We start from the raw sequence: 25,399 nt of genomic DNA, 5'->3' as shown, positions 1-25,399 counted from the left end.
TCTTTTTGCATGCAAAAAGGAGATCCATCACAAATCTCCTTTAAGTGTTATTTGTTTAGTTAATTATTTAACCCAAACGCCGTAAGAGTTGAAAGTATAACCGTTAACAGTCGTATTAGAAACCATTACACCGTTATCATCAACATAATACCATCTAGTACCCTGAGCATCAGAAGCGATCCAAGAGTTACGTAACATTGTACCGTTCTTTACATAATACCAGTTAGCACCTGAAGCGATCCATTTAGAAGGTCTAGAACCATCTTCTGCGATGTAATCCCAATCGCCATTGCCTTTGTCTACCCATCCTGATTGAGTTACTGTTCCGTTAAGAATCAATTTTAAATATAAAGTTTCAATTAATTCTTGATTAGCTAATACAGCTTTCTTTTCTTTTGAAGTTAAAGCATTAGCATATTCAGATTCGATTTTACCATTTTTATTAACTAATTGATTCAATGCTTTTTTAGCCTTAATGATCTTGTTAGCTTGTGCTGATGTTAAAGTAGAATTTAATGTTAATCCTTCGATATCATCAGTTACAGCTTTTAGTAATTCTTCAACTGTAGTTACAGCATTAATTACTGTATCATAGTAAGTTTCTTCACTTTCTTCATTGTCAATAACCGTAGTTAATAAGTATTCTAATCCTTTATCTGTTGTTTTTTCAAATAAACCAAATACATCTTTAGTTTCCACATAACGGCCATAATCAGCATTTTCTAAACGAACAACATATTTACCACTGTTTAACTGTTTTGGAGTTAATGTATAGAATTCTCCGATGAAATCTTCAACAAAGTTCTTTAAAGCAGTTGCATCAGCTTCTCTGAATGCATTTAATGCAGCATTAAGAGCAGTTTCTTTTTCTTCTGTTTTTACAGTATCTTTGCCATCATCTGTTAAATAAGCGTTAGCAGCATCAGCCAGTTTATTAACTTTGGAAGCAAGATCTTTTTTGTATGATTTAACATCATCATTTGTTGATTTAAGAAGAGCTTTTACTTCTTTCATTTCAGAAACAATAGTTTCTAAACCTTCGATATAGTTAGCTACTTCTTCGGAATCTTTAACATCATCGTAATCAGCAATATCAGCTAATTTAGTAACATCGTCATTTTTGATGTTCTTTAATACTTTTTCTACTGTTGCTAGCTTAGTATATGAAATAGCAGCTCCCTTTTCAACAGCATCATAAACTGTTACATCTCCAACAAGTGGTGTGTCTTCTAATTCTTTAACATATTCCTTGTTGTATACATCTTCATTTTCGCCTTTGTAATCTTCAACTTCTGCTCTAAAATCATTAATTAAATCTTTATCAGCATCAGTTTTTACAACAGCGTTTAGATATTTTTCATTATCTTTGATGATTTTGTATATTTCTTCTGCTTTATCTGTATCTGTATCTTTAGTATATCCATTTTCTGCAATTTCTTTGATTACAGTTGTTCCTTCATTTATAAATGCACCATCAGCATCAAAATAATTTCCTAATTTATCTGTAGCTTCTTTATAACCCTTAATGAATTTAGCAAAAGCGATAACATCTTCATCAATATCAGCATCATCCATTGCGTATGAGTTAGCTACTAAATACTTAGCAATTTCTTCTAATTTTGTTGCATCACCAATACCATTTCTGACTACTTCATCAGTAGTGCTGTCTTCTTGACTTGTAACTACTAAATCCTTTAAAGTGCTGAATTCTGCATTGGCAGGAATTGTAACATAATAGTTTTTAGCGTCGCTAATCTTAATTTCAGTTTTATCAGTTGCCAAAACAGTTTTGCCAAACAAGTCAGCATAATCTGTAATTTCATCTAAAACAGCTGCTAAGACTTTTTGTGCTTCTGTTGCAGTAGTTCTTGCACTTACAACATCTTTAATGGCAGCCTGAGCAACAGTTGCGTTACCTACAGCAGGTACAGCACTCAAAACCATAGCCAAAGACATACCAACTGTAGCAGCAGTCTTAACGGCCTTACTTGAATATTTATTCATATAAATAAATCTCCTCACTCTTTCTCTTTCCCCATTGGAATTAACTTATTTTAGGACACTTTTATGTCTATTGTTTGTGCATGCTGACTGAAGAAGTAGAGATTTTTGTGTTTTCGAACATGAAAATTAATATTATAACTGCACCTAGTTACACAAAATGAAAAATCAAACTCATTGGCGGTTTTCACAAAATAAAAATCAATATAAATGAAATAAACATCATTTCTCCTTGTAAATCATCAACCCTATATGATAAATTAAACCCATAACCCCAGAGGAGGAATTAATAACATGTCTGTTTATCAAAGGGATAATAAATTTTACTACAAAGGGAAATACACACTACCCGACGGCAGAAGTGTATTCTACAATCGATTAGCCAAGGGATGCACCTGTCTGGAAGATGCACGCATACTTGAAAAAAATTTCATAATGAAAAAAGAACTGGAACGCTACGAGGTAAGAACGGGCAGCACAGTAACATTCGGCAAGCTCTGCGAAATTTATTTTGAAGACCGCCGCAACGTGCGCAAAAGCACAACCATTCAAAATGATAAATTTGGATTAACAAAACTCGTTCGTCTCCGTCCAGTATGTTTGTGTGATATAAAACCTGCAACCATACAAGTCATCCTTGACGAAATGGAGAAAAACGGCGCCAGTACTTCATATGTAAATAAAATCAGAAGCCTTGCCCATAAAATACTCGCTTACGCTGTACGAGAAGACCTGCTTGAAAGCAACCCGGTAGATAAGGTCGCTAAACTGGTAAGACCCGATGAGCTCGAGGAGGAAATCCATTTCTGGACCTACGACGAATTTTCGGCATTCATAGAAAACGTAGATCAGAACAAACACAACCGCTATTATTGCTTCTATAATTTCCAATACTTCATGGGCTGCCGAAAAGGGGAAAGTCTTGCCTTGAACTGGAACGATATCAACTTTGATAATAATACCGTCAAAATTAATAAGACAATCGCCCAGCAATTAAAAGGTATTCCTTATAAACTTACACCCCCTAAAACCAAAAACAGCATCAGGACGATAAAAATGCCGGACATGCTGATCAAAATCATGCGAGACCGTTATGCCAGAGTTTCCCAAGAAGAAAATTTCTCCCGTACCAATTTTGTATTTGGTGATGAACAGCCGTTAGGAATTAAATATATCGGCGTGTTATTCAAACAATACGCTGAATTTGCTGGTGTTCCGGTAATCCGCATCCATGATCTGAGACATTCCCACGCCTCATTTCTGATTAATAAAGGTGCCAACATTAAAGCCATAGCCTCACGGTTAGGTGATAATGTAGAAACCGTTCTTGGTGTTTATACGCATCTCTTCTTTGAAACCGAAGATGAATTAGTAAAAATTATTAATGAAAACTGTTATTAATTCACGCTAATCTTACATCTGTGCATATACCATAAGATGTATTATAATGGATTCAAGCGGAGGGGATGAGTTAAAATGAAAAATATAAATATTGATGGTCTCCGTTATCGGGTATATCCAGATACTTTTCGTAAGGCAGAAAAGATTGTGAAAAGCAACGCCATTGATATCATCAGTGTTGAAGGACTCGATGATAATCTGATTATGATCTGTGCTGAAGTACAGGGCTCATATGACCAGCCATACGATACTAGAATTATCTATGATGGTGATACTGGTTATATGGAAAGAAGCGGCTGCAATTGTGAAGCCTTTCAGAAATACTATGGACCATGCAAACATTGCATCGCTTTAGCACTGCACATCCACCAAAAACAAATTGCTCATGAGCTGGATGTAAGCAATCTTAAATATAAAACTAACAGCCAGCTGATGCATTTAATGAAACAACAAACCCTAAAGAATGCTCAGACTTATTTTGAAGGCGGTGTTGACGGCATAATTGAACTTGAACCATTTTTTCATATCAGTGAACTAAAAGAATGGAGTGTCGAATTCAAAATAGGAACCAAAGATAAAAAATATGTTCTTAAGGATCTTGGCCTTTTAGATCGGCTTGTCAGTAATCTTGAACATTACAGTTACGGAAAGAAACTTGCCTTCATACACTCCAGGACAGCATTTACTAAGACTGGCTTGCTGCTATATGACTTTATTCATGCATATCTTTGTGAAAATGAAGGCTTCAATAAATTGTATAATAGCCGTTATTACAATGATTCACCTACCATCCGTAAAATACCCCTCAGTAGTAATTCATTGATACAATTGCTTGAAATTCTCAAAGATGAAAAGATTCATGTGAATGATGATTTGGCAGATATCAAAGACAGCTTGCCTGTACTATACAGCAAGGTCGATCAAGCAGGACTGAATTGGATTTTAACCTTACCCAAATTGGTATGCATCCGTAATTTTGATCGTGCCTATTTATATCATAATAAAGTATTCTATCGGTTTCCTGACGATTATCCGCGGGATGCTTTAGACCTCTTCGAGCTTACACATACAGGAAAATATGAATATACAATTAGTGAGGAAGATCTGCCTGCATTTTGCTCATCTTTTCTGTCTGCGTTAGAAGCAACAACAATCTGTGAGAAAGCAAGCTCATTAGATAGTTTTCGGCCAGTACCGTGTATTATTCAGTTCTATTTTGATCATGTGGCTGATGAAGCAATCGATATCATTTGCTGTGAACCGTATGCGGTTTATGGAGATTTAAAATGTAATCTTTTTAGTCTATTGGAGAATAAGGATATATTGAACCGCGATGTAATAAAAGAAGGCCAAGCGCTGCATACCTTGCATCAATATTTCCCAGAATGTGGGAATGATTTTGCCTTTATTGCTTGGGAGGATGAGGAATCTATTTATAAATTGATTTCTACAGGGCTGGATCAGCTTCGCCAGCTTGGTGAGGTATATTTAAGCTCATCAATGAGAAGTCTTATCATCACTCGGCCGCCGAAAGTTAATGTTAATGTCAGCTTAAATGTTGGCTTACTGGACATGAAGCTTACTACAAACTTACCGCCGGATGAATTAGAGCAATTACTCAACAGCTATCATCAGCATAAAAAATATTATCGGCTTAAAAATGGTAATTTTATTCAATTAGAGGATTCATCACTTTCCGCATTAGCTGAACTAAGTGAGGGGCTTGAATTAGATACAAAACAGCTCGCGGACGGGCATCTGCAGCTTCCTAAATATCATTCTCTTTATATCAATCAAGTGTTAAAAGATAATGAAGCTGAGATTGAAACCGTTAGAAATTATGATTTTCGGCAGATTATTCGGAATATGCAGAATATCGAAAATAGTGATTATGAAAGCCCCAAGGATCTGAAAACAGAATTGCGCCCTTATCAGAAATTCGGCTATCAATGGCTCAGAACGCTGGCTGATTTAGGCTTTGGTGGTATTTTAGCTGATGATATGGGCTTAGGTAAAACGGTTCAAATTATAGCTTTTTTACTAGCTAAAGTATGTGAGGCAGAAGCTGAAAACAAAATCATTAAAGCTTTAATCGTATGCCCAGCTTCCTTAGTTTATAACTGGGAAAGTGAGATTCAGCGATTTGCGCCATTCTTGTCGGTATGTACAATCGTGGGCACTACAGAACAGCGTAAAGAATTGATCGGCAAACAGGGACAGTATGATATTACGCTGACATCTTATGATTTATTGAAACGTGATTTAGAATCCTATAAAAATTATCAATACGATTACGAAATTATCGATGAAGCACAGAATATTAAAAACTATACCACGCAGGCAGCAAAGGCAGTGAAGAGTATTCAGGCTGATATTCGCTTTGCCTTGACTGGTACACCAATTGAAAATTCATTAAGTGAATTATGGAGCATTTTTGATTATCTGATGCCGAGCTTGCTGGGCAGCTATCAAAAATTCAGAAAGAAATATGAAAATCCAATTATCGCCAATACGGATAATGAAATCAGTAAACGTCTTCAAAAAATGGTCAAACCCTTCATTCTGCGCCGTTTGAAGCGGGATGTTTTAAAAGAATTGCCGGATAAAATCGAGAAAGTTATTCTTTCAAAAATGGAAAATGAACAAGAATGTCTTTATAACGCCAATGCTCAAAAGGTCTTAGCATCACTGGCAGCCAAGAGTGATGATGAGTTTAAAACAAGCCGCATCCAAATCTTAGCTGAATTAACAAAACTCAGACAATTGTGCTGCGACCCATCGCTTATCTATGATGATTATCAAGGTGGTTCGGCAAAATTAGAGGCTTGCATGGAGCTGGTAAACAGTGCGATTGACGCTAATAATAAGATTCTGATTTTCTCACAATTTACTTCCATGCTCGATATTATTAAGGGCAGGCTTGATGAGTTGAAAATTGATGCTTATATGCTGACAGGTTCTACAACAAAGGAAAAGCGGCGTGAATTGGTAGATCGTTTTAATAAAGATCAGATACCGGTATTTTTAATTTCCTTAAAAGCCGGCGGTACTGGTTTAAATTTGACAGCAGCCAGCATCGTCATTCATTATGATCCTTGGTGGAACTTGGCAGCTCAAAATCAGGCCACAGATCGTACTCACCGCATCGGTCAGGAGCAGGTAGTAACTGTATATAAGCTATTAGCAAAAGACACGATTGAAGAAAAGATCGAAAAACTGCAGGAGAAAAAGGCTCAGCTGTCTGATCAGATTATTTCTGAAGGCGGTATTACTCAGGATATAATGAGTAAGAGTGATTTTATGGACTTCTTATCTGTGGTTGAAAAATAATGATGAAAGATAATGAAAATAAAAATATGAAAAGCAAGAAAACAAAATAATTATTTTCAGAAAATGGTTGACATACGATTTTCAAGGGTGTAAACTAACACCATAAAGTTGATGACCAAGAGAGTAAATATTTAAGAATCGCCAGCGAGTCAGGACAGAGTGGAAGCCTGATCGAGGAAGAAATATTGAAGCGCACTTGCGAGATGTCTGTCTGAAATGAGTAGGATGGATCGCTTACCCGGCGTTACAGGAAGAGTGGTTCATGTGCGGAGCATGAATAACTGGAGTGGTACCGCGTTTAATAACGTCTCTGGATTTTATATTCAGAGACGTTTTCTTTTACCATAGGAGGCTAGAATGGAACAGAATAGTAAAAAGCGACGAAATTGTGCTTGATTATTACTATAAATTTATGAATAACAAAAACATCTAAGGGAGGATCAATTCATGAAGAAACTATTAACAATTGCTGCCGCGTGCTTATTAAGCTTTACAATGACGGCATGTTCATCCAATAACGAAGGCGGACAAAGTGCAGCGCCGCAAAATAAATTAGAAGAAATTCAACAAAAAGGGAAATTAGTAATGGCTGTTTCACCAGATTTTCCGCCATTTGAATTCATCGACAATACTAAATCGGGTATTGATCAGTATGTTGGAGCTGATATTGAACTTGGGAAATATATCGCGGAACAGCTTGGCGTTGATTTTGAAATAAAAGCAATGGACTTTACAGCCGTGTTAAGCTCTGTGGATCTTGGCAATGCCGATATCGCTATCAGTGGTTTTGGCTGGCGTGAAGATCGTGAAGAAAGCTTCGAACTATCCCATGGCTTTAATAAAGATGGTGAAGCTTCTTGTCATGGTTTCTTGATTAAAAAAGCGGATGCTGCTAAATATACAACGCTTGCTGATTTAGCGAATGCGACTATTGCTGCACAGGTTTCTTCATTACAGGAAGGTTATACCAAGGAACAGCTGCCGGATGCTAAATTGCAGCAAGTAACATCATTAGATATTGGTGTTATGTCATTGGAAACCGGTAAGGTTGATGCACTTGCATGTACATGTGATCTTGCGAAAGGGTACGCTTCAGCCAATGAAGATTTAGTCAAAGCGGATGCTGAATTTGATATTACTTATGATTCAGAACATGATGGTAATGTCGCGGCTGTTCAGAAAGGGCAGACAGAGCTGTTAGCTAAAATTAATGAAATCATTGATGAGGTTAATGAAAAAGGTCTCTATGATGAATGGAATACGGCAGCGAAAGCCACTGCTAAAGAATTAGGCATTAAATTTGAAGATTAATGAAAGGATTGAAGTCCAATGCAAAATTTAACTTTATTTTCACTCATTACTGAAATATGGAGAGTGTTTTATGAGAATTATCCAATCTTTGTTGATGGTTTGCTGGGAACTTTGCAGCTTGCTGCTATTACCGTTTTATTCGGTACCGTTTTAGGGGCTGTCATCGCCTTAGCTAAAATGTCAAAATGGAAGATTTTAAGGGGTATTGCTAATATTTATGTTGAGGTTATAAGAGGTACGCCAATTCTGGTTCAGCTTTATATTTTTGCCTTCTTTCTGCCGATTGCATTTCCAATTTTAGCGAATGTGAAGGAATACTACATGGTTGTCATTTCGTTGATTATTAACTCCAGTGCCTATGTTTCTGAAATTATTCGTTCCGGTATTCAGGCAGTTGATAAAGGACAGACAGAAGCCGCGAAGAGTCTTGGCATGAGCAATCGCAATATGATGCTGAAAATTATTCTGCCGCAGGCAATTAAAAATATTCTGCCGGCATTGGGAAATGAATTTATTATGATGATTAAAGAAACATCATTGGCATCTGTCTTATTCATCAATGAGTTAATGTATACAAGAACATTGCTGATGTCGACTAAATTCCTTAGCTGGCAGCCGCTGTTCATAATTGCAATCATTTATTTTATCGTAACTTATTCATTATCAAAGGTTGTTGGTTATATGGAAAAGAGGTTGAGTGTCAGTGATTAATCAGGCGTTGATTCAGGTAAAAGACCTGTGTAAGAATTTCGGTGATTTACAAGTTTTAAAAGGCATTAATGAAGAAATTCATAAGGGTGAAGTTGTGTCAATCATTGGTCCATCCGGTTCGGGAAAAAGTACCTTTCTGCGCTGCTTGAACTTACTTGAGGAACCAACCAGCGGCCAAGTTATCTTTGAAGGTGTCGATATAGCAGCGAAAAATCTGAATATCGACAAGCATCGGCAAAAAATCGGCATGGTTTTCCAACATTTCAATGTATTTCCGCATCTTACTGTATTAGAGAATATTACCATAACGCCAACTCTTGAAAAAGGAGTGTCAAAAGCGGAAGCCACGGAAATGGGAATGCGGCTGCTTAAAAAAGTGGGGCTAGAAAGCAAGGCAGATGAATATCCAAGAAAATTATCAGGCGGACAGAAACAGCGTCTTGCCATTGTAAGAGCTATGGCTATGGAACCTGATGTAATGTTATTTGACGAACCAACCAGTGCCCTTGATCCGGAAATGGTTAAAGATGTCTTGGAGGTAATCAAAGATCTGGCGGATAATGGGATGACTATCGTGATTGTTACTCATGAAATGGGCTTTGCCAGAGAAATCAGTGATCGTGTTTTATTCATGGATGACGGGATTATTGCCGAACAGGGGACACCAGAGGATATTTTCAAGAATGCAAAGAATCCAAGAACGATTGAGTTTTTGAGTAAAGTATTATAAGGAGGATTTATGCAGACAACATTTAATTATGATCATTATTATGATTGGCTGGAAATGAGTGAATGTTTAAAACACTTGTTAAAGCAGTATCCAAGCTTAATGCAGCTGGAAAGTATTTGTGTGAGTGAAGAAGGAAAGGATGTTTGGGCAGTTGCCCTTACTGATTCAAGCGCTAAAGAAGCAGCTGCCAAACCAGCCTATTATATTGATGGCAATCATCATGCCGGTGAAGTAACCGGTTCAATGGCGGCGATGTATACAGTGGATCTCTTATGTACAAATTATAATAAGGATGAGAAAATTACCGATTTATTAAAAAATTATACTTTTTATATCATTCCAAAGATTTCACCTGATGGTTCAGATGTTTATCTGCACAGTGATCAGCGTCTGCGTTCAGTAAATCGGAATTATCCATTATCAGAATTGGCTGATGGTCTGCATCCTGGCGACATAGACGGTGACGGCGTAATTCGTATGATGCGTGTAAAAACACCTTACGGCGCATGGAAAGTGTCTGAAAAAGATCCGCAGGTAATGACAAAAAGAACACCTTTTGATGTTCAGGGCGATTTCTATAATATTTATCCAGAAGGTGAAATTATTAATTATGATGGCTTGCATATAGAATTAGCCAAAGAAAAATGGGGTTTGGATTTTAACCGCAATTATCCGTTTGGCTGGTTTAGTGAGGTGCGTCAGCCGGGAGCGGGTAAATATCCGTTGAGTAATCCGGAAAATAAAGCAGTAGCTGATTTTGTGTTAGCCCATCCTAATATTGGTTTTGTTTCTACTTTGCATACAACAGGCGGTGTACTTGTTTATCCGCCAGGAACATATCCAGAAGCTAAGGCGTTAAAAAAGGATATGGATTTGTTTAAAAAAGTTGGGAAAATGGCAAAGCAGATCATGGGTTATGAGACTGTAAATATTTTTGATGGTTTTCTGACAGATATTGAAAATTATTCCTCTGGCGCGTTTGATGATTGGTGTTATGAAACACAGGGCATACCGGCTTATACAATCGAATTATGGAATTTATTTGAACGTGCAGGCGCGGATATGAGCTGGCCGCGTAAGGATAAGGATGATGATGTACAGGAAGCTGAATATGCAATGGTTTTAAAGTGGATCAAAGAGAATGTTGGTGAAAGTGCTATTAAGCCTTGGACAGCGTATGATCACCCACAGCTTGGTACTGTGGAAATCGGCGGCTTCGATTATAAATTTATCCATCAAAATCCACCTTGTGATTATTTACTTCAGGAAGTTGAAAAAACTGCAAAGTTCATGCTTGCGAATGCTTATGCTCTGCCAAAACTTAAATTTGAATCAGTAAAAACTGAAAAAATCTGTGACGGCATTTATAAATTGGAGGCAGTGCTTGGCAATACTGGTTACATGCCGACTTATCTTACTGACAGTGCGAAACGGCAGAAAATTGATCAGCCAGTTCATATCGCTTTATCCGGCTGTGAGGTTATTGAGGGAGAAGCGGTACTGATGGTAAATGCGTTAGAGGGTGTATCAGGCGTTAATACTTATTATGGGTATGATGGGATAACAACTCAAAAGCATGCCCCGCAGCTTAAGCGATTCACTTGGATTATAAGCGGTAAACAGAATGATTTAGTAACTTTAACCGCCACTAGTCAAAAGGCAGGAAAAGCTTCCATTCAATGTATTTTATAAAATAAAAAGCATACACTAGAAAGCAAATCAGCTATAGCTTTCCAAGTGTATGTTTTATTTATGCATTCTTATATTTATTATAAGATTTAAACAAATACCCTATTGATAAGATGGCAAAGACGGCCGGCAGCAATTCAAGAATGAAGAGTGAAGCACCATTAATCTGAAGCAATGCAACACCGGCATCCAAAGCCATATGAATTAGAAAAGCAGCTAAGCAGCCAATCAGTGTTTTGCCATCCATGCTTTTTGTCATAATCAGTGTTGTCAACGCACAGTGCAGCAGCATTGCGAATACACGCTCCAATAAAGCGACAATGATTGCCCAAGCGGGGAATGAACTCAGCGTTGTGGTAATGGATGCTACTGAAGCCGGGTCAAGTCCCATTGTTGCTAACGTTCCCTGATTAATCAGAAAAGCATAATAAATATATGAAATATATGTTATCCCCAGCATAATGAAGGCTTCGCAGAAACCATGTCCCCAGCCGGCAACAGCCCCTTCCAGCCAGCCTTTTCGTTTTTTTAGACAGATATTAACAATAAATAATCGTCCTAGTGTTTCAAATAAGGCGGCACTGGCCCCTAGGAAGAGCGCGTACAGTGTCATATGCTGAGCAAAAAAAGTGACAACAGAAACATTGGACATTAATACACCCATCAATGGAATCCTCAGGATTATCTGTGAAAAGAAAAAGCCTAAGGCCCCTGCCAAGCCAACCGAAATAATTCGATAGCCCTGTGATTTTAAATACAAAATAGGACCTAAACCTAATAAAAATAATATGATCACCGCAAATAGTAGCGCAAGTATTGTAGTAGTTGATACCATAACGACCTCCTGGTAATTACCCTATAATTGTATTACAAGAAAATTAATTTGCAAGTTTTTATTGACAAACTGTACTAACTGTATTAGTGTATTAATATAAATAGTACAGTTGGTACAGAAAGGAGCAGAAACATGTTCATGTTGAATCCGCAGGATAAAGCGCCGATCTTTGCTCAGTTAAAAAAACAAATCATTGAGTTTATTGGGCTTGGTATCCTGAATCCAAATGATCAGCTTCCGTCAGTACGTTCACTGGCTAATGAACTGGGCATCAATCCCAATACAGTTGCGAAAGCTTATCAGGAATTGGAACTGCAAGGCTATGTTTACACCGTTGCAGGAAAAGGATGTTTTGTCAGTCAAGTGAATATCGAAGCTGACATTCAGGGAAATAAAATTAAAGAATTTAAGCAAGTCGTTATGGATTGCCATAAATTCAATATTGAGAAGGAACTTTTAATATCAAGTATAGAATCAATCTATGAAGGGGGTATGAAGCATGCTGAAAATTGAAAATGTAACTAAAAAGCTCGGTACCCAGGTGGTTCTTGATAACTGCAGCTTGGAAATAAAAGATGGTTCAGTGTTTGGTTTGATCGGTCCCAATGGTGCTGGTAAATCAACGCTGCTGAGATGTATTGCGGATATTTATAAGTGTGACAGCGGTACAATCACTGTGGATGGTGAATCAATCGTTGAAAATGAATATCAAAAACAGAATCTATTGCTGATGTCGGATGATCCTTATTATCACTACAATGCGACACTGGCTCAGATGGTTGAGTTTTATAAAGTATTTTATCCTCAATTTGATGATGAAATTTATCGGAAATATCTTAATATATTCAAACTAAATGAAAATAAAGTCATGAATAACTTTTCAAAAGGAATGAAGCGTCAGGCATTTATTTTAATCGCATTGGCAATCTCACCAAAGCTGCTGCTGTTAGATGAAAGCTTTGACGGTTTAGATCCGATGATGCGGCTGTTATTCAAAAGGGCAATCAGCGAATGCATCGAGAAAAAGAATATGACAATCATAATCTCTTCGCATAACCTTCGTGAGCTTGAAGATATCTGTGATTCATTTGGTATTCTTGATGATCATAAGATAACAACCTCAGGTATGTTGGACGAAACAAAAGAAAACATTCATAAGATTCAGCTTGCCTTCAGTATTGAAAAACAAAGATCAGATTTCAGTGATCTGGATATTCTTCATTATTCTCAGACATCAAGAGTTATTACAATGGTTGTTAAGGGAGATTTGAATAGAATTGAGGGAATTATCAACGCTCAGCAGCCGCTGATGATGGATGTATTAAATGTTAATCTTGAAGAAATCTTTATTTATGAAATGGAAAAGAAGGGGGTATTTGAAAATGTATAAAACAGTTACTAATTATTACCTTTCAATCCTAAAAAGACAGAAAAAATTATTATTCTTATACACCGTAATCGGTTTTGTGGCATTTCCGATGGTTGCTTTAATCAGTACCAATTATGACGGCGGCCGAGGTATTTATGAGTACAGTATATTGATGTATGCAATCTTTATGGGTGCCTGTGCATTGATTATGCCAATTGTGATTAATAAATTCATGCTCAATAAACGAAGTGTGGATACTTATTTTTCACTGCCAATCAGCCGAAAGCATTTATTTGATGTCCATTTCTTTGCAGGCTTAACATGTATCTATGTGCCTTTGTTATTGAACTACCTAATTGGCATATTGCTTTTAACCTTTAGATATGGATTCTATTCATTCACTTTGCATAGCTTATTAGGTTTATTCGGGATTATCATTATTACCATGGCAATTTATTCAATCAATACATTGATTGTCACAAAGGCTAATAACATGATCGATTCAGCAATCTTGATTGCCGCTTATGTCGTTCTGCCTTTCATGCTGTATGTCTGCTCGATGTCCTTTGTAAATCAATTTACGGTAGGTTTTACAGACAGCATGTTTGATTTTGGCATCATGCTTAATTTCTTATCACCGTTTACGATTTTAAATGATTTTGTTTCTTCTTTTAATGATTTCATCCGCACATATACTACTGCCTTAGAATATAATTTGCTGTGGATTGCCTATGAAGCTTTAATTATTGTTGGTTTTTATTTCTGGGCAGTGAATGTATTTAAAAAACGCAAGGGTGAGGACAGTGAGCAGGTTTCTAATGATTTCTTCACATATCCATTGGTTGTTAACTTATCCAGCGTGCTGCTTCTGTCAATGTATATTATAGATATAACAGATATTATTCTTACGATTACGATTGTGGTGATTACCTTTATTCTTTATCTGATTATGCATTTTATATCAAGAAGATCAATGAAAGTCACGCCGCAATTAATTATTAAATATTTCGTGATTTTAGCGGCATTTAATGTTTTTGCTTTTGCAGCCAAGGAAACATATTTCTTCGGCATTAATCTTCAGACACCTAATGTTGATCAATTTACGAAGTTGGAAGTCAGTTATTACGATTATGATAATGATTGGAATGGCAAAGATAATGAATATGAAGCGGTCATATTGCTTAGTAATATGAATAAAGATGAAGAAAAGTTTGTAAATGATATTTTGGATCTGCAAAAAGTTGCTGCTGAGGAAAAAAAGAATCATATTGGAAATTCTTATTATTACGTAGAAGATTCAATTTATCTCAGAGTTGCATTCAAAGTGAATGATGATGATTATGATCATTATTATCGATTCAATCTGCCTAGAGAAGATTATGGCGATTTGCTGGAAAGTAAATGCTTCAAGGTGATGAATTATGGTTACGACACGGAAATTGTTGATTAAGGGACTAGCAGTTCTTTTATTAGTCAGCGGCTGCAGTAAACATGATGAAATCTGGACGGTAAATGCGTCGCAGCTGTCACACGCTTTAAGTGAATTAAATCAAACTGAAGAGAATGTTGAAGAATTGATTCCTTTTGAATGGGATGAAGCATACAGTTTTACACCTTATCTTCAAAAGGAGTTCATCTATGATATTATTGGTTATAAATGGGATAATATCAAGGAATCTACTAGTGAGGATATGATACAGGTAGTGTTTATGTATCAGGGAAAGGTTGTTTGCCATATCTTTGGCAGAGTTGAAAAATTAGGCTTTGTGATTGATTTTGGTGATTATAATGGCAATGATTATGTTAAAATTACCAAAGATGAGAGCGCTAGACTTCACTTTGAATGTGAAGGGGATAAAAAAGTATTACGTTATAATTAATCATAGGGAAGAGTTATAAAAGATTCTGTCAGGTTTGGCAGAATCTTTTTTGACGCAAACTTGTTACTTAAATTAAAAAGCTCCGGTTGGAGCTTTTAGATTTTACTTTTATTATCGCTGTCTGCACAATCTGTTTAATACCTCGCATAGCTGCTTAATATCAATGGGTTTGCCGATATGGGCATTCATTCCGGCAGCCATAACGGTGGCGACATCTTCAGTAAAGGCATTAGCGGTAGTTGCTATGATAGGTATAAATTCAGCATCAGGGCGGCCGCATGCACGGATATGTTTTGTAGCCACACAGCCATTCATAATCGGCATTTGGACATCCATTAAAATCGCATCATAATAGTAAGGCTCCATCTGCATAAATTTTTCGACAGCTTCCTTACCATTTGGCACCCCTTCAACATCGGCACCATTCATGCTCAGTAAGGTTGTGGCAATTTCCATATTCAATTCATTATCTTCAGCCAATAATAAACGCTTGCCTTTTAAAGAATTTTGCTCAGTATTTGCTTTGGCGGTACTTCTGCCAAATGCTCCATGTGTGACATTTACAAGAACATTATATATCGATGACTGAAACATCGGCTTGGCTATAAATGCATTAACACCCATTGAGCGTGCTTCTTCTTCAATATCTGACCAATCGTAGGCGGATATGATAATAATAGGTGTATCAGGACCAATTTTCTCGCGTATCTGCCGTACTGTTTCTAAACCATCCATCTCCGGCATTTTCCAGTCAATAAAACAGATGTCAAAGCTGTTTCCATTATTCTGTGCCAGTACCACACTTTCGACAGCTTCTTTACCGCTGAGCACCCATTCAGCATTGATTTTCATTTTCTTAAGCAATAAAACAGTATGCTCGCAAATATCACGCTCATCATCAACTACCAGCACTTTCAGCGATTCTAAGACATATTCCTGTAATGGCTGTAAATCAACATTACTTTGTTCAAACGGTAATTCAACCGTGAAGGCAGTACCTTCATTGGGTTTACTCTTAACCTTAATATGACCGCCCATCAAGGAGACTAAATTTTGCGTTATTGACATACCAAGCCCAGTACCGCCATATTTGCCTGCAATTGAAGCATTAGCCTGTTCAAAAGGGGTGTAAAGATTCTTTAAACCTTGTTCATCCATGCCGATACCGGTATCTGATACAATAAATCGCAGCCACACTTTTTTGCCGCGCAGTGGCAGCTGACTGACTTCTAAGCTGACTTTCCCGCCGCTTTGAGTGAATTTTATAGCATTAGAAGTTAAATTAAATAAAATCTGATTCAGCCGCAATGGATCACCTAGGTAAGTTGTATGATCTGTAAAGCCCAACGTTTTTTCAGTGAATTCAAGCCCCTTATTGGCTGCCTGCGGATAAATGACAGAAACAAAGTTATTTAAAAATTGATAAAGTTCAAACGGTTCAGTATTAATTTTCATATGATTGCTTTCAATACGGGACATATCCAGAACATCATTAATCAGCATCAACAGATGTTTGGAAGCATAACTGATTTTTGCCAGGCAATCTTCAACGCGGCCGCGGTCTTCAATCGAAGCTGCAGCTATTGTTGTCATACCAATAATTGCATTCATAGGTGTACGAATTTCATGACTCATGCGTGAAAGGAAGTCTTTCTTTGCATTATTAGCCTTTTGCGCACTGATCAGCGCATCCATAAGCGCTTGGTTAGCACGTTTTTCCTCGGTATGATCAGTAAGTGTCATAATGTATTTTGCATTCTCATCTTCACCCACCTGATAACAACGAAGCTGCAGCCAGCGTGGTTCAATTTTTTGTGGATTATAAAACTCAATTGCACTGTCCCATGAACCGTCGTTCTTAATTGACATCGTATTTCTTAATTCTTCAGCCGTTTCTTTGCTCATGTAATTATATATCAATGAGCGGTCAGCCAGCAGCTGGTCAGCTTGAATGCCGATGACTTTCTCTGTATTGCTTGATACAAAATCACAATCCTCTCTTTCCTTAGAAAAGATTAGAAATGATTCATCGATTGTTTCAGCCAGTACTTCAAATTGATTGTTTTTCTGATAGAGGCGCTGACTCATTTTTCTGATCAATGACTGAAAGTAAAATAAACCAACTGCCGTAGCGGCAATTATAATACATGACCAGATTACTGTCATCTTATTGATTTGATTTGCGGAAGTGAAAATACTTTGCTGCGTACTGCGGACATAGGTTAATATTCGGGTCGCATCAGCATCAAAGGTGTCATAGAGCGGATAAAGATAAGTTTTTTCATATTCAGCTATTTCATTTGTTGATGAACTGGTAAGCTTAGAGAATGCTAAAAATTGATGATGAGCATTTTTGAGCTCTTCATAAGTATCGCTTAAAGCCCGGATATCTTCATCCGGGCCTAGGTATAATTCAGCTATTTCATTAAGCAGCTTTTCCATATCGATATAAATATCTTCCAAGGCTTCGCTTACAAGAACGATATCATCAGGCTGATTATATGACTGCAGACGTTCGGTGCGAATCCGCATTAATGCGAGATCAGTTTTAACATCACTGATATCACCGTTTACGGTAAAAGGGTGCTCAGTCAGCAATGTTATTTGAGAAGCCAAACTGTTTGTGCTGAAGAGCGTTACAACTAGAAATAATAGTAACAAAGCAAGTAAAGAGATTGTTCCTGCAAGAGTAACCTTATTAATCGTTGTATTATTCTGTTTTATTTCAACCTTTTTCATATTTCCTCCGGCCCTTAATAGAAAGGTCCAACCTTGGTCTTTAATTTATGAGAATATCATTTGTAAGCAGAAATAGGCGTTACGAGAATTAAATGATAAATATACGCATATCAACTATAGCAAAGTAATATGGAAAGAACAATATCCAAAGAGCTAAAAGATATGTAATTTATATGAATTAAGACAGAAAAAACTATTTTAGGAAATTATATTTGTTAATTTATTTAATTTGGTCATATCCTTACATAAATAGTGTGATATTTGGTACTATACTGTAAGCATAAAAAGGAGGATATTATATGGATTGGCAAAAATATTTTACATTAAAAACGTTAGACCGCGGCCTGGCATATTATGAGAATGGGAATGTCTTAGAACTCATGCAGACATCACATGGTTATGAAGCTGTTGTTCAAAGTGACAGCGGCAATGAGTATGAGGTTAATATTGAAATTGAGAATGATGAGCTGATCATGAATTGTGATTGTATTTATGGTCAGGAGATGGGTTATTGTAAGCATATGGCAGCGGTCTTATATGCTGTGGAAGAAGGTGCTGAAATGATCCAGCAGCATGATTTAAGTAAACTGATTAATCGTTTATCAACACAAAAGCTAAGAGAAATACTGCTTTCTGTTTCAGATCAGCGGGCTGTAAAATATAAGCTGCAGCTCTTGGCCGAAAATGATCCGCAGACTGTTTTAAAACAGCGGTTAAATCAAATCATCAGAAAGTATTCTATAGCTATTGATGAATTGGAGAGCAGAGATTATTACAATTTCAGTGAGGAAGTCTTGGCTTTATTGGAACAAGATATATATGAAATTGATGACAGTCAGTGGGAATGCAAAGCTGAATGTGTGCGTTATGTATTAGATGCAATGCATCGCTTGAATCTTGATGAAGAGCTGGATGATATGTGGATGATTTTTAATACATGCTATGAAATGCTGGGAGCGATTCTGATGAAGGATGAAAGCAGGCTTGGTTGGATGAAAAAGAAACTGAATCCCATATACTATCATGAAATGCTGGCAACAATCGAATTAGGTGTATAAGTTTAGAAATATTATTTTGCTGAGGAAAAATGGTAATGTAAATTTAACGATAATAAAAGCTTCTGTTTCGTAAAGTATTTGAAAACGCTTTGATTACCTGTTATGATTAACTAAAGGTAACTGAAGGTGTGGTGGATATATGTTAACGAATAGACAGCGGCAGATTATGAAATATCTCAATGAAGAAGATTATACAACTGCTTCATATATTGCCGGCAGAATTAATGTGTCAGATAGGACAATCCGTTCAGAAATGAAAATTCTTGCGGAGGAGTTATATAAAGAGGGAATCGAATTAGTTTCGAAGCCTAAGTATGGTTATCAGCTTCATGTTTTGAATCGTGAACAATATAATGCGCTGGTGGCAGAAGATGATGCTGAAGAAGCTGTACAGCCGGTAACACCTCAGCAGCGTGTTCAATTCATCCTTGAATATTTGCTTGCGCATGATGATTATGTAAAAATTGAAGAGCTTTGTGATTTGCTTTATACGAGTCAAAGCACTATTTCTCAAGATTTGAAAACTGTTCGTGAGATATTGGAAAAGAATAATTTAAAATTGATTCAGCGTCCTTATTATGGAATGAAAATCGAGGGCAGTGAGTTTGACTTGCGGCTTTGTATCTCTAACTATCTATCCAATATATTTGAAAGCGAAGATGGCGAAGCCGTGCTTCAGCGCAGTCAGCTGCAAAAAATTTCTGAAATCCTTGAACTCTTGTTTGAGGAAGAGAATTATCATATGTCAGATTTTGCTTTTAATAATCTGGCAACGCATATTTACATCGCTGTTCAGCGAATTAAAACAGGCAATTATGTGCCGATGGAAGTGGAACAGCTGGAAGAGATTGAGACGCATAAAACAATCTATGAATTGGCTTTACGCATTGTTAATGTTATTGAAAAAGAATTCTCAATTACAGTTCCTAAAAGTGAATGCGGTTATATTATGATTCATCTGTTAGGCAAGCGTATGATTAAATCTGCAGAGGAAGCTAACCTAGTTGTCGATGAAGAAATGTTTGAAACAGTAAATGAAATGCTTAAGGTAGCAGATGAAGAGATGAATTTAGAGCTAAGTCAGGATCTGAATTTAAGACTTGTCCTCGCTTTGCATTTGATTCCGTTAAAAAGCAGGCTGCAGTATGATCTAAATATGCGCAACCCGCTGCTGAAGGAGATTAAGACGCATTATATGCTGGCCTTCATGATTGCGACTACGGCCTGTGTGCCTTTAAAGGAATTGTATCACAAGGAAATTAGTGAAGATGAAATTGGCTATATCGCCCTGCATATCAATCTGGCATTAGAGCGTAAGCGTGAAACCATTGACCGCAAGAATATTGTAATGGTATGCAGTACAGGCCGGGGAACGGCTGAGCTGCTGGAATATCAATACCGAGATAAGTTTGGGAAATATATTAACAAGCTGATTACCTGTGATGTGATGAATATTGAAAAGATTGATTTTACTGATATCGATTTTGTGATTAGTACCGTACCGATTCAGGCAAAGCTGCCAGTACCGATTATCCGTGTTCAGTATTTCATGGAAACGCGGGATGAAAACAAGGTTAAGCGGCTATTGAGTATTTCATCAAAAAATTCAATTGAACGATTTTTTGATCCTAACCTCTTTTTTGTCAATGTCCCTGCGAAAAGTAAGGATGAAGTCATTGACTATATGACCATGCGGATTCGTAACTACCGTAAGGTTCCGCGCAATTTTAAAGAGTTAGTTTTGCTTCGTGAAAAGAAAGCAGTGACGGAATTCGGCAATCTGATTGCGATTCCTCATCCATACCGTGTTTGTACTGATGAAACCTTTGTTTGTGTAGCATTGCTGAAACGGCCGATTCTTTGGGATAAACAGAAAGTACAGTTGGTTTTCTTACTCTCTATTGAAAAAAATAAGAATCGTGATCTTCAAAAATTCTATACCTTAACAAGTAAAATGCTTACCAGTAAGGATTATGTTAAATTATTGCTGCATGAAAAGCGGTACTCAACAATGATGAGGATATTTAAAACAATTGAAGATGAATTATAATACATAATTGAAAAAGATATTTGTCTGAATTTACATGTTCAAGCAAATATCTTTTATTTTAGGCAAAATCAATTAACTCTTTTCGGCATTTTCTGATGTTGAAGAATAAATAAATATAATCAATCACATCGATAAAAAAGATTACTTGTAAAATCACATGCAGGATAGTCTTTTTAAGTGAGAAGATACCATTTCGATAGTGAACATAGATGCAGGCAATTGAATAACTTGAGGTAATGACTAATAGGAAGCACAGCAAAGTTGTCACTATGGCGTAAATTAAAGGCAGTAGGAATATCATGCCGGGGAAGATCACCATAATCGTACCGGCACCGATACCAATCAGCGTGGTATAAGCATAGACAGGCAGTACAGCGATTTTCAGCAACAAGGCAAGATTATTTAATTCATCCTGCTGTTTAGGCGTCTGGAGTATCTCCTTGATGCTTTTAAATAATGCAATCATGCAGAGAATACCTAAAACTGCAGCGGCAATCATGGCAATATTTAAAAGCGTACTAACTGAATCAGGTATATCAGAAATTAAAATTGGTACTAATATTGTCGTATAAATACAGATTAAAAAGGCAATTACATATTTTTTCATATACGTTTCCCCATTTCATAGACATTGTTAGTTACATAATACCATAGATTACAAGCCGTAATTATTTTAAATATAGCATTTGAGGGCATTATTTCATCCTAATTCATAATTTCCGCATACAATAATTTATTTCCGCATTGGTAAACGGAAAAAACATCTATGGAATGAAACGGCACTCTCCTTTATTATGTAGTTGTAACAAATGACTGCAGACATTTGAAAGCAAGGAGGAATCGCATGGATACGTATGAAACAGCATTCACTTTGATTTTAAACGCTGGCAACTCAAAATCAAAATCATTGATGGCTATTGAGGAAGCTCGTGATTTCAATTTTGATGAAGCTGTTAGTTTGATCAAAGAAGCTAGAGAGGACTTAAAGTCAGCTCATCAGACACAGACGGAATTGATCCAGGGTGAAGCCAGAGGAGAAAAAAGTGAACTAAGTTTAATACTGGTTCATGCTCAGGATCATCTCACAACAGCCATGATTATGATTGATCAGGCAGAGGAATTTTTAAATATTTATCGTTTACTTTCAAAAGTAATTAAAAAGGAGGATTTAGAAGGATGAGAATTATGTTAGCCTGCTGTGCGGGAATGTCAACAAGTTTAGTAGTATCAAAAATGCAGGATGAAGCTGCAAAACAGGGTAAAGATTATAAGATTTGGGCTGTTGAACAGGGGCAGATCGAAGATGAATTAGGTAACTTTGATGTATTGTTATTAGGACCACAAGTTCGTCATATTCAGCGTAAGGTATCTAAAATCGTAGGTGATGCTGCGCCAATCGCGGTAATTGATGCTGTTGCTTATGGCCGCTGCGACGGTGCTGCTGTACTGAAACAGGCAGAAGCGTTAGTGGAGGGGAAATAATGGCTAAATTTTCAGAAAAATTTGAAGATGGCTTGATGCTAGTTGCCGAGAAGGTTGATGATAATAAATATCTAGGTGCTATTAAAAATGCTTTCACAACATTCATGCCATTCATTATTGTTGGTTCATTCGCTACATTATTTAATACATTATTGTGTTCAACCACAACAGGCTTAGCAGCATTTATTCCATCACTGGCAAGTCTGAGTCCGGCTTTTACCGCCATTAACTTTGCAACCTTATCAATTATGGCATTGCCAATCGTATTCTTGATTGGTGTAGAAATGGCCAGAAAGAATAAAGTTCCTGAATATATCTGCGCGATTGCATGTTTAGCTGGTTACATTTGTGTTGTACCGCAGACAGTATCCGTTGTTGTTGAAGGTGCTACCGCAGCCGCTGCTGGTCTGCCTGGTGCGGCTATCGGCGCGCAGGGTTTATTCATTGGTATGATTGTCGCAATCTTGGTATCTGAGTTATTCAGCGCATTAATGAAAATAGAAAAAATTAAAATCAAAATGCCAGCTTCAGTACCTCATGCTATTGCACAGAGCTTCAATACTCTAGTGCCAATTTTAATTACCTTAGTAGTTACATCAGTAATCGGTACTGTATTCCATCTTATGACTGGTTCATATTTGAATAACTGGATTTATGAAGTTGTTCAAGCACCGCTTGAAGCTGTATTCCAAAGTCCGGTAGGCGCGATTGCATTATTTACAATCGCTCAAGTATTCTGGTTCCTTGGTGTACATGGCAATATGATTATTACACCAATTCGTAATCCACTTATCGCTAGTGCTATTGCAGCTAATATTGCAGCTGCAAGTGCAGGGCAGATTCCAAATCAGCCAATCACTTATGGTTCTTTAGTTTCCTTTATCGTTGTCGGTGGTGCAGGATTAGTATTATCCTTAGTAATTTCACTGTTAATTTTCTCTAAGCGCGATGATGAACGTGCGGTTGCTAAATTAGGCTTTGTACCAGCTTTATTCGGTATTTCTGAGCCGGTAGTATTCGGTTTGCCATTAGTATTAAATGTTACGTATGCAATTCCATTCATTCTGAATGGTGGTATCGCAACCGGTTTACTTTTATTCTTCACAAATATTGGTTTCCTGCCATGTAATATTGTCGACGTGCCATTTGGTTTCCCAGTCATCGTCAGTGCATTTGTTGGTCATGGCTGGCAGGGAGTTGTCGTTCAGCTGATTATTATAGCTGTGGGTGCCCTTGTTTATACACCATTTGTTTTAATGTCAAACAAGCAGGCTAAAAAAGAACTTAATTAATAAGCAGGGGGCAGTTATCTGCCCCTTTAGTTAAAGGAGGATTTATGACTATACAATTTCCAAAAGGTTTTTTATGGGGCGGCGCAATAGCTGCTAATCAATGTGAAGGGGCTTGGAACCTGGATGGTAAGGGCATGAGTGTTGCTGATGTGGCGTCTTATAAACCTCATGTTGATGTTAAAGATTATAAGAGCCAATGGCATACAGGACCTGAAGATATTAAATTAGCGATGGAAACGCAGGATGACACATATTATCCTAAAAGACGAGGTATTGATTTTTATCATCATTATAAAGAAGATATTGCATTATTTGGCGAAATGGGTTTTAAAACACTGCGCGTATCGATTGCATGGACAAGAATTTTCCCAAATGGGGATGAAGCAGAACCTAATGAAGCTGGGTTAGCTTATTATGAAGATTTATTTAAAACATTGCGTGCTCACAATATTGAACCATTAGTTACCTTATCTCATTATGAAATGCCGCTTTATTTAGTTAATGAATTTGATGGCTGGGTTTCAAGAGAAGTTGTAGACATGTTTGTGAAATTCGCAAAAGTATGCTTTAATCGTTACAAAGATTTAGTAAAATACTGGCTGACATTCAATGAAATTGATTCAGTTTTCCGCCATCCTTTCACAACTGTCGGTGTTGTTGAGGAAAAATATGAAAATAAAGATCAAGCTGAAGAAGCAATTTATCAGGCGCTTCATCATCAGTTTGTTGCCAGTGCTTTAGCTGTGAAATATGGACATGAAATTATCCCTGGTTCACAGATTGGCTGCATGGTAACAAAGACATTGACTTATCCTGAAACTTGTAATCCAGAAGATATCTATCTGGCTCAAAAGGATAATCGAATGAATTTCTTCTATACTGATGTTCAAGTATTAGGTGAATATCCTTTATTCATTAAACAATATTTTAAAAAACGTAATTTTGATATAAAAATGATTGAAGGCGATGCGGAAATTCTGAAACAGCACACAGTTGATTTTATTTCTTTCAGCTATTATATGAGCATGGTACAAAGCATTCATGCCGCACAGCGTGAGAAGGTCGGCGGTAATTTAGTAACAGGTGTAAAAAATCCTTATCTGCCTACATCAGAATGGGGATGGCAGGTAGATCCAGTTGGTTTAAGAATTTCACTCATCGACCTCTATGATCGTTACCATAAGCCATTATGGATCGTAGAAAATGGTATCGGAGCTTATGATAAAGTTGAAGAGGATGGCAGTATCCAAGATGATTACCGGATCGAATATTTCAGAAATCATTTTATCGAAATCGCGAAAGCAATCGATGAAGGTGTAGAGTGTATGGGATATACATCATGGGCATGTATTGATATTGTAAGTGCTTCAACTTCCCAGATGAGCAAACGCTATGGTTTTATCTATGTTGATGCTGATGATTTAGGCAACGGTACTTATGAGCGTAAGAAAAAGAAGAGTTTTGATTGGTATAAAAAAGTAATTGAGACAAATGGTGATTATTTAAACGAGGAGGCGTAAA

The 25,399-nt window shown here is 36.9% G+C and carries 20 protein-coding genes and 1 other annotated feature; of the genes, 16 read left to right on the top strand and 4 right to left on the bottom strand.

All coding sequences use genetic code 11. The features are described 5' to 3' along the window. Nucleotides 1-63: 63 nt before the first annotated feature. The gene (locus tag DWZ33_RS06980) at nucleotides 64-2,004 is read right to left on the bottom strand and encodes a hypothetical protein (protein WP_118454294.1); all 1,941 of its coding nucleotides are present in this window, start codon (nucleotides 2,002-2,004) and stop codon (nucleotides 64-66) included. Between the two features lie 291 nt (nucleotides 2,005-2,295). Between DWZ33_RS06980 and DWZ33_RS06975 the strand changes: the two genes are divergently transcribed. The 6 genes from DWZ33_RS06975 (at nucleotide 2,296) to DWZ33_RS06950 (ending at nucleotide 11,176) form a co-directional block, all read left to right on the top strand. After that, a complete protein-coding gene (locus DWZ33_RS06975) occupies nucleotides 2,296-3,402 on the top strand; it encodes a tyrosine-type recombinase/integrase (RefSeq protein ID WP_022937370.1) in 1,107 nt (368 codons plus the stop codon). Between the two features lie 75 nt (nucleotides 3,403-3,477). Continuing rightward, complete coding sequence (locus DWZ33_RS06970; protein WP_118454293.1) at nucleotides 3,478-6,732, top strand: SNF2-related protein; 3,255 nt, start codon at nucleotides 3,478-3,480, stop codon at nucleotides 6,730-6,732. A gap of 102 nt (nucleotides 6,733-6,834) precedes the next feature. Continuing rightward, nucleotides 6,835-7,047 (top strand) — a binding site (T-box leader). Between the two features lie 132 nt (nucleotides 7,048-7,179). Continuing rightward, the gene (locus DWZ33_RS06965; protein WP_118454292.1) at nucleotides 7,180-8,043 is read left to right on the top strand and encodes a transporter substrate-binding domain-containing protein; all 864 of its coding nucleotides are present in this window, start codon (nucleotides 7,180-7,182) and stop codon (nucleotides 8,041-8,043) included. Nucleotides 8,044-8,061: 18 nt separating this feature from the next. Then, on the top strand, nucleotides 8,062-8,754 hold the full coding sequence (locus tag DWZ33_RS06960; RefSeq protein ID WP_118454291.1) for an amino acid ABC transporter permease: 693 nt from the start codon (nucleotides 8,062-8,064) through the stop codon (nucleotides 8,752-8,754). Next, a complete protein-coding gene (locus DWZ33_RS06955; protein WP_420841415.1) occupies nucleotides 8,747-9,484 on the top strand; it encodes an amino acid ABC transporter ATP-binding protein in 738 nt (245 codons plus the stop codon). The genes DWZ33_RS06960 and DWZ33_RS06955 overlap by 8 nt, the downstream gene beginning before the upstream one ends. Before the next feature lie 9 nt (nucleotides 9,485-9,493). After that, nucleotides 9,494-11,176: a M14 family metallopeptidase gene (locus DWZ33_RS06950; RefSeq protein WP_118454290.1), complete on the top strand. Its 1,683-nt coding sequence runs from the start codon at nucleotides 9,494-9,496 to the stop codon at nucleotides 11,174-11,176. 58 nt (nucleotides 11,177-11,234) lie between these two features. Here the strand turns inward: DWZ33_RS06950 and DWZ33_RS06945 are convergent, their stop codons facing one another. Next, entirely contained in the window at nucleotides 11,235-12,008 is a 774-nt protein-coding gene (locus DWZ33_RS06945) for a YhfC family glutamic-type intramembrane protease (RefSeq protein ID WP_118454289.1), read from the bottom strand. A 132-nt stretch (nucleotides 12,009-12,140) separates the two neighbouring features. Here DWZ33_RS06945 and DWZ33_RS06940 point away from each other — a divergent pair, with 132 nt between their 5' ends. From DWZ33_RS06940 to DWZ33_RS06925, 4 genes are read left to right on the top strand one after another with little or no spacing between them, the layout of a single operon-like run. After that, a complete protein-coding gene (locus DWZ33_RS06940) occupies nucleotides 12,141-12,521 on the top strand; it encodes a GntR family transcriptional regulator (protein ID WP_022937362.1) in 381 nt (126 codons plus the stop codon). Continuing rightward, complete coding sequence (locus DWZ33_RS06935; protein WP_118454288.1) at nucleotides 12,508-13,398, top strand: ABC transporter ATP-binding protein; 891 nt, start codon at nucleotides 12,508-12,510, stop codon at nucleotides 13,396-13,398. Before DWZ33_RS06940 ends, DWZ33_RS06935 begins: the two co-directional genes overlap by 14 nt. Beyond that, on the top strand, nucleotides 13,391-14,827 hold the full coding sequence (locus tag DWZ33_RS06930; protein ID WP_022937360.1) for an ABC transporter permease: 1,437 nt from the start codon (nucleotides 13,391-13,393) through the stop codon (nucleotides 14,825-14,827). Before DWZ33_RS06935 ends, DWZ33_RS06930 begins: the two co-directional genes overlap by 8 nt. Then, nucleotides 14,799-15,257 (top strand): hypothetical protein, encoded by a 459-nt coding sequence (locus tag DWZ33_RS06925; protein WP_118454287.1) that lies wholly within the window; start codon nucleotides 14,799-14,801, stop codon nucleotides 15,255-15,257. The genes DWZ33_RS06930 and DWZ33_RS06925 overlap by 29 nt, the downstream gene beginning before the upstream one ends. 111 nt (nucleotides 15,258-15,368) lie before the next feature. On the opposite strand, the gene DWZ33_RS06920 is transcribed toward DWZ33_RS06925, so the two are convergent. Next, on the bottom strand, nucleotides 15,369-17,996 hold the full coding sequence (locus DWZ33_RS06920) for a hybrid sensor histidine kinase/response regulator (protein ID WP_118454286.1): 2,628 nt from the start codon (nucleotides 17,994-17,996) through the stop codon (nucleotides 15,369-15,371). Between the two features lie 299 nt (nucleotides 17,997-18,295). On the opposite strand from DWZ33_RS06920, the gene DWZ33_RS06915 reads away from it, so the two are divergent. Next, the gene (locus tag DWZ33_RS06915) at nucleotides 18,296-19,054 is read left to right on the top strand and encodes an SWIM zinc finger family protein (RefSeq protein ID WP_118454285.1); all 759 of its coding nucleotides are present in this window, start codon (nucleotides 18,296-18,298) and stop codon (nucleotides 19,052-19,054) included. 139 nt (nucleotides 19,055-19,193) lie between these two features. After that, nucleotides 19,194-21,104: a BglG family transcription antiterminator gene (locus DWZ33_RS06910; RefSeq protein ID WP_022937353.1), complete on the top strand. Its 1,911-nt coding sequence runs from the start codon at nucleotides 19,194-19,196 to the stop codon at nucleotides 21,102-21,104. 58 nt (nucleotides 21,105-21,162) lie between these two features. Here DWZ33_RS06910 and DWZ33_RS06905 read toward each other — a convergent pair whose 3' ends face one another. Continuing rightward, nucleotides 21,163-21,711, bottom strand: a complete 549-nt coding sequence (locus DWZ33_RS06905; protein WP_118454284.1) for a DUF6652 family protein — start codon at nucleotides 21,709-21,711, stop codon at nucleotides 21,163-21,165. Nucleotides 21,712-21,948: 237 nt separating this feature from the next. Here DWZ33_RS06905 and DWZ33_RS06900 point away from each other — a divergent pair, with 237 nt between their 5' ends. From DWZ33_RS06900 to DWZ33_RS06885, 4 genes are read left to right on the top strand one after another with little or no spacing between them, the layout of a single operon-like run. Further along, the gene (locus tag DWZ33_RS06900; protein WP_022937351.1) at nucleotides 21,949-22,284 is read left to right on the top strand and encodes a PTS sugar transporter subunit IIA; all 336 of its coding nucleotides are present in this window, start codon (nucleotides 21,949-21,951) and stop codon (nucleotides 22,282-22,284) included. Then, nucleotides 22,281-22,586 carry a PTS sugar transporter subunit IIB gene (locus tag DWZ33_RS06895; RefSeq protein ID WP_022937350.1) on the top strand — a complete coding sequence of 102 codons (306 nt, stop codon included), beginning with the start codon at nucleotides 22,281-22,283 and terminating at the stop codon, nucleotides 22,584-22,586. The genes DWZ33_RS06900 and DWZ33_RS06895 overlap by 4 nt, the downstream gene beginning before the upstream one ends. Then, complete coding sequence (locus DWZ33_RS06890; RefSeq protein WP_022937349.1) at nucleotides 22,586-23,878, top strand: PTS sugar transporter subunit IIC; 1,293 nt, start codon at nucleotides 22,586-22,588, stop codon at nucleotides 23,876-23,878. The genes DWZ33_RS06895 and DWZ33_RS06890 overlap by 1 nt, the downstream gene beginning before the upstream one ends. Nucleotides 23,879-23,922: 44 nt before the next feature. After that, nucleotides 23,923-25,398 (top strand): glycoside hydrolase family 1 protein, encoded by a 1,476-nt coding sequence (locus DWZ33_RS06885; protein WP_118454283.1) that lies wholly within the window; start codon nucleotides 23,923-23,925, stop codon nucleotides 25,396-25,398. Nucleotide 25,399 lies beyond the last annotated feature (1 nt).

Source organism: Dielma fastidiosa, from assembly GCF_003475485.1.
GTDB lineage: Bacteria > Bacillota_I > Bacilli_A > Erysipelotrichales > Erysipelotrichaceae > Dielma > Dielma fastidiosa.
Note: the sequence above shows the minus strand (reverse complement) of the source record. Positions and strands in the feature narration are given on the sequence as shown.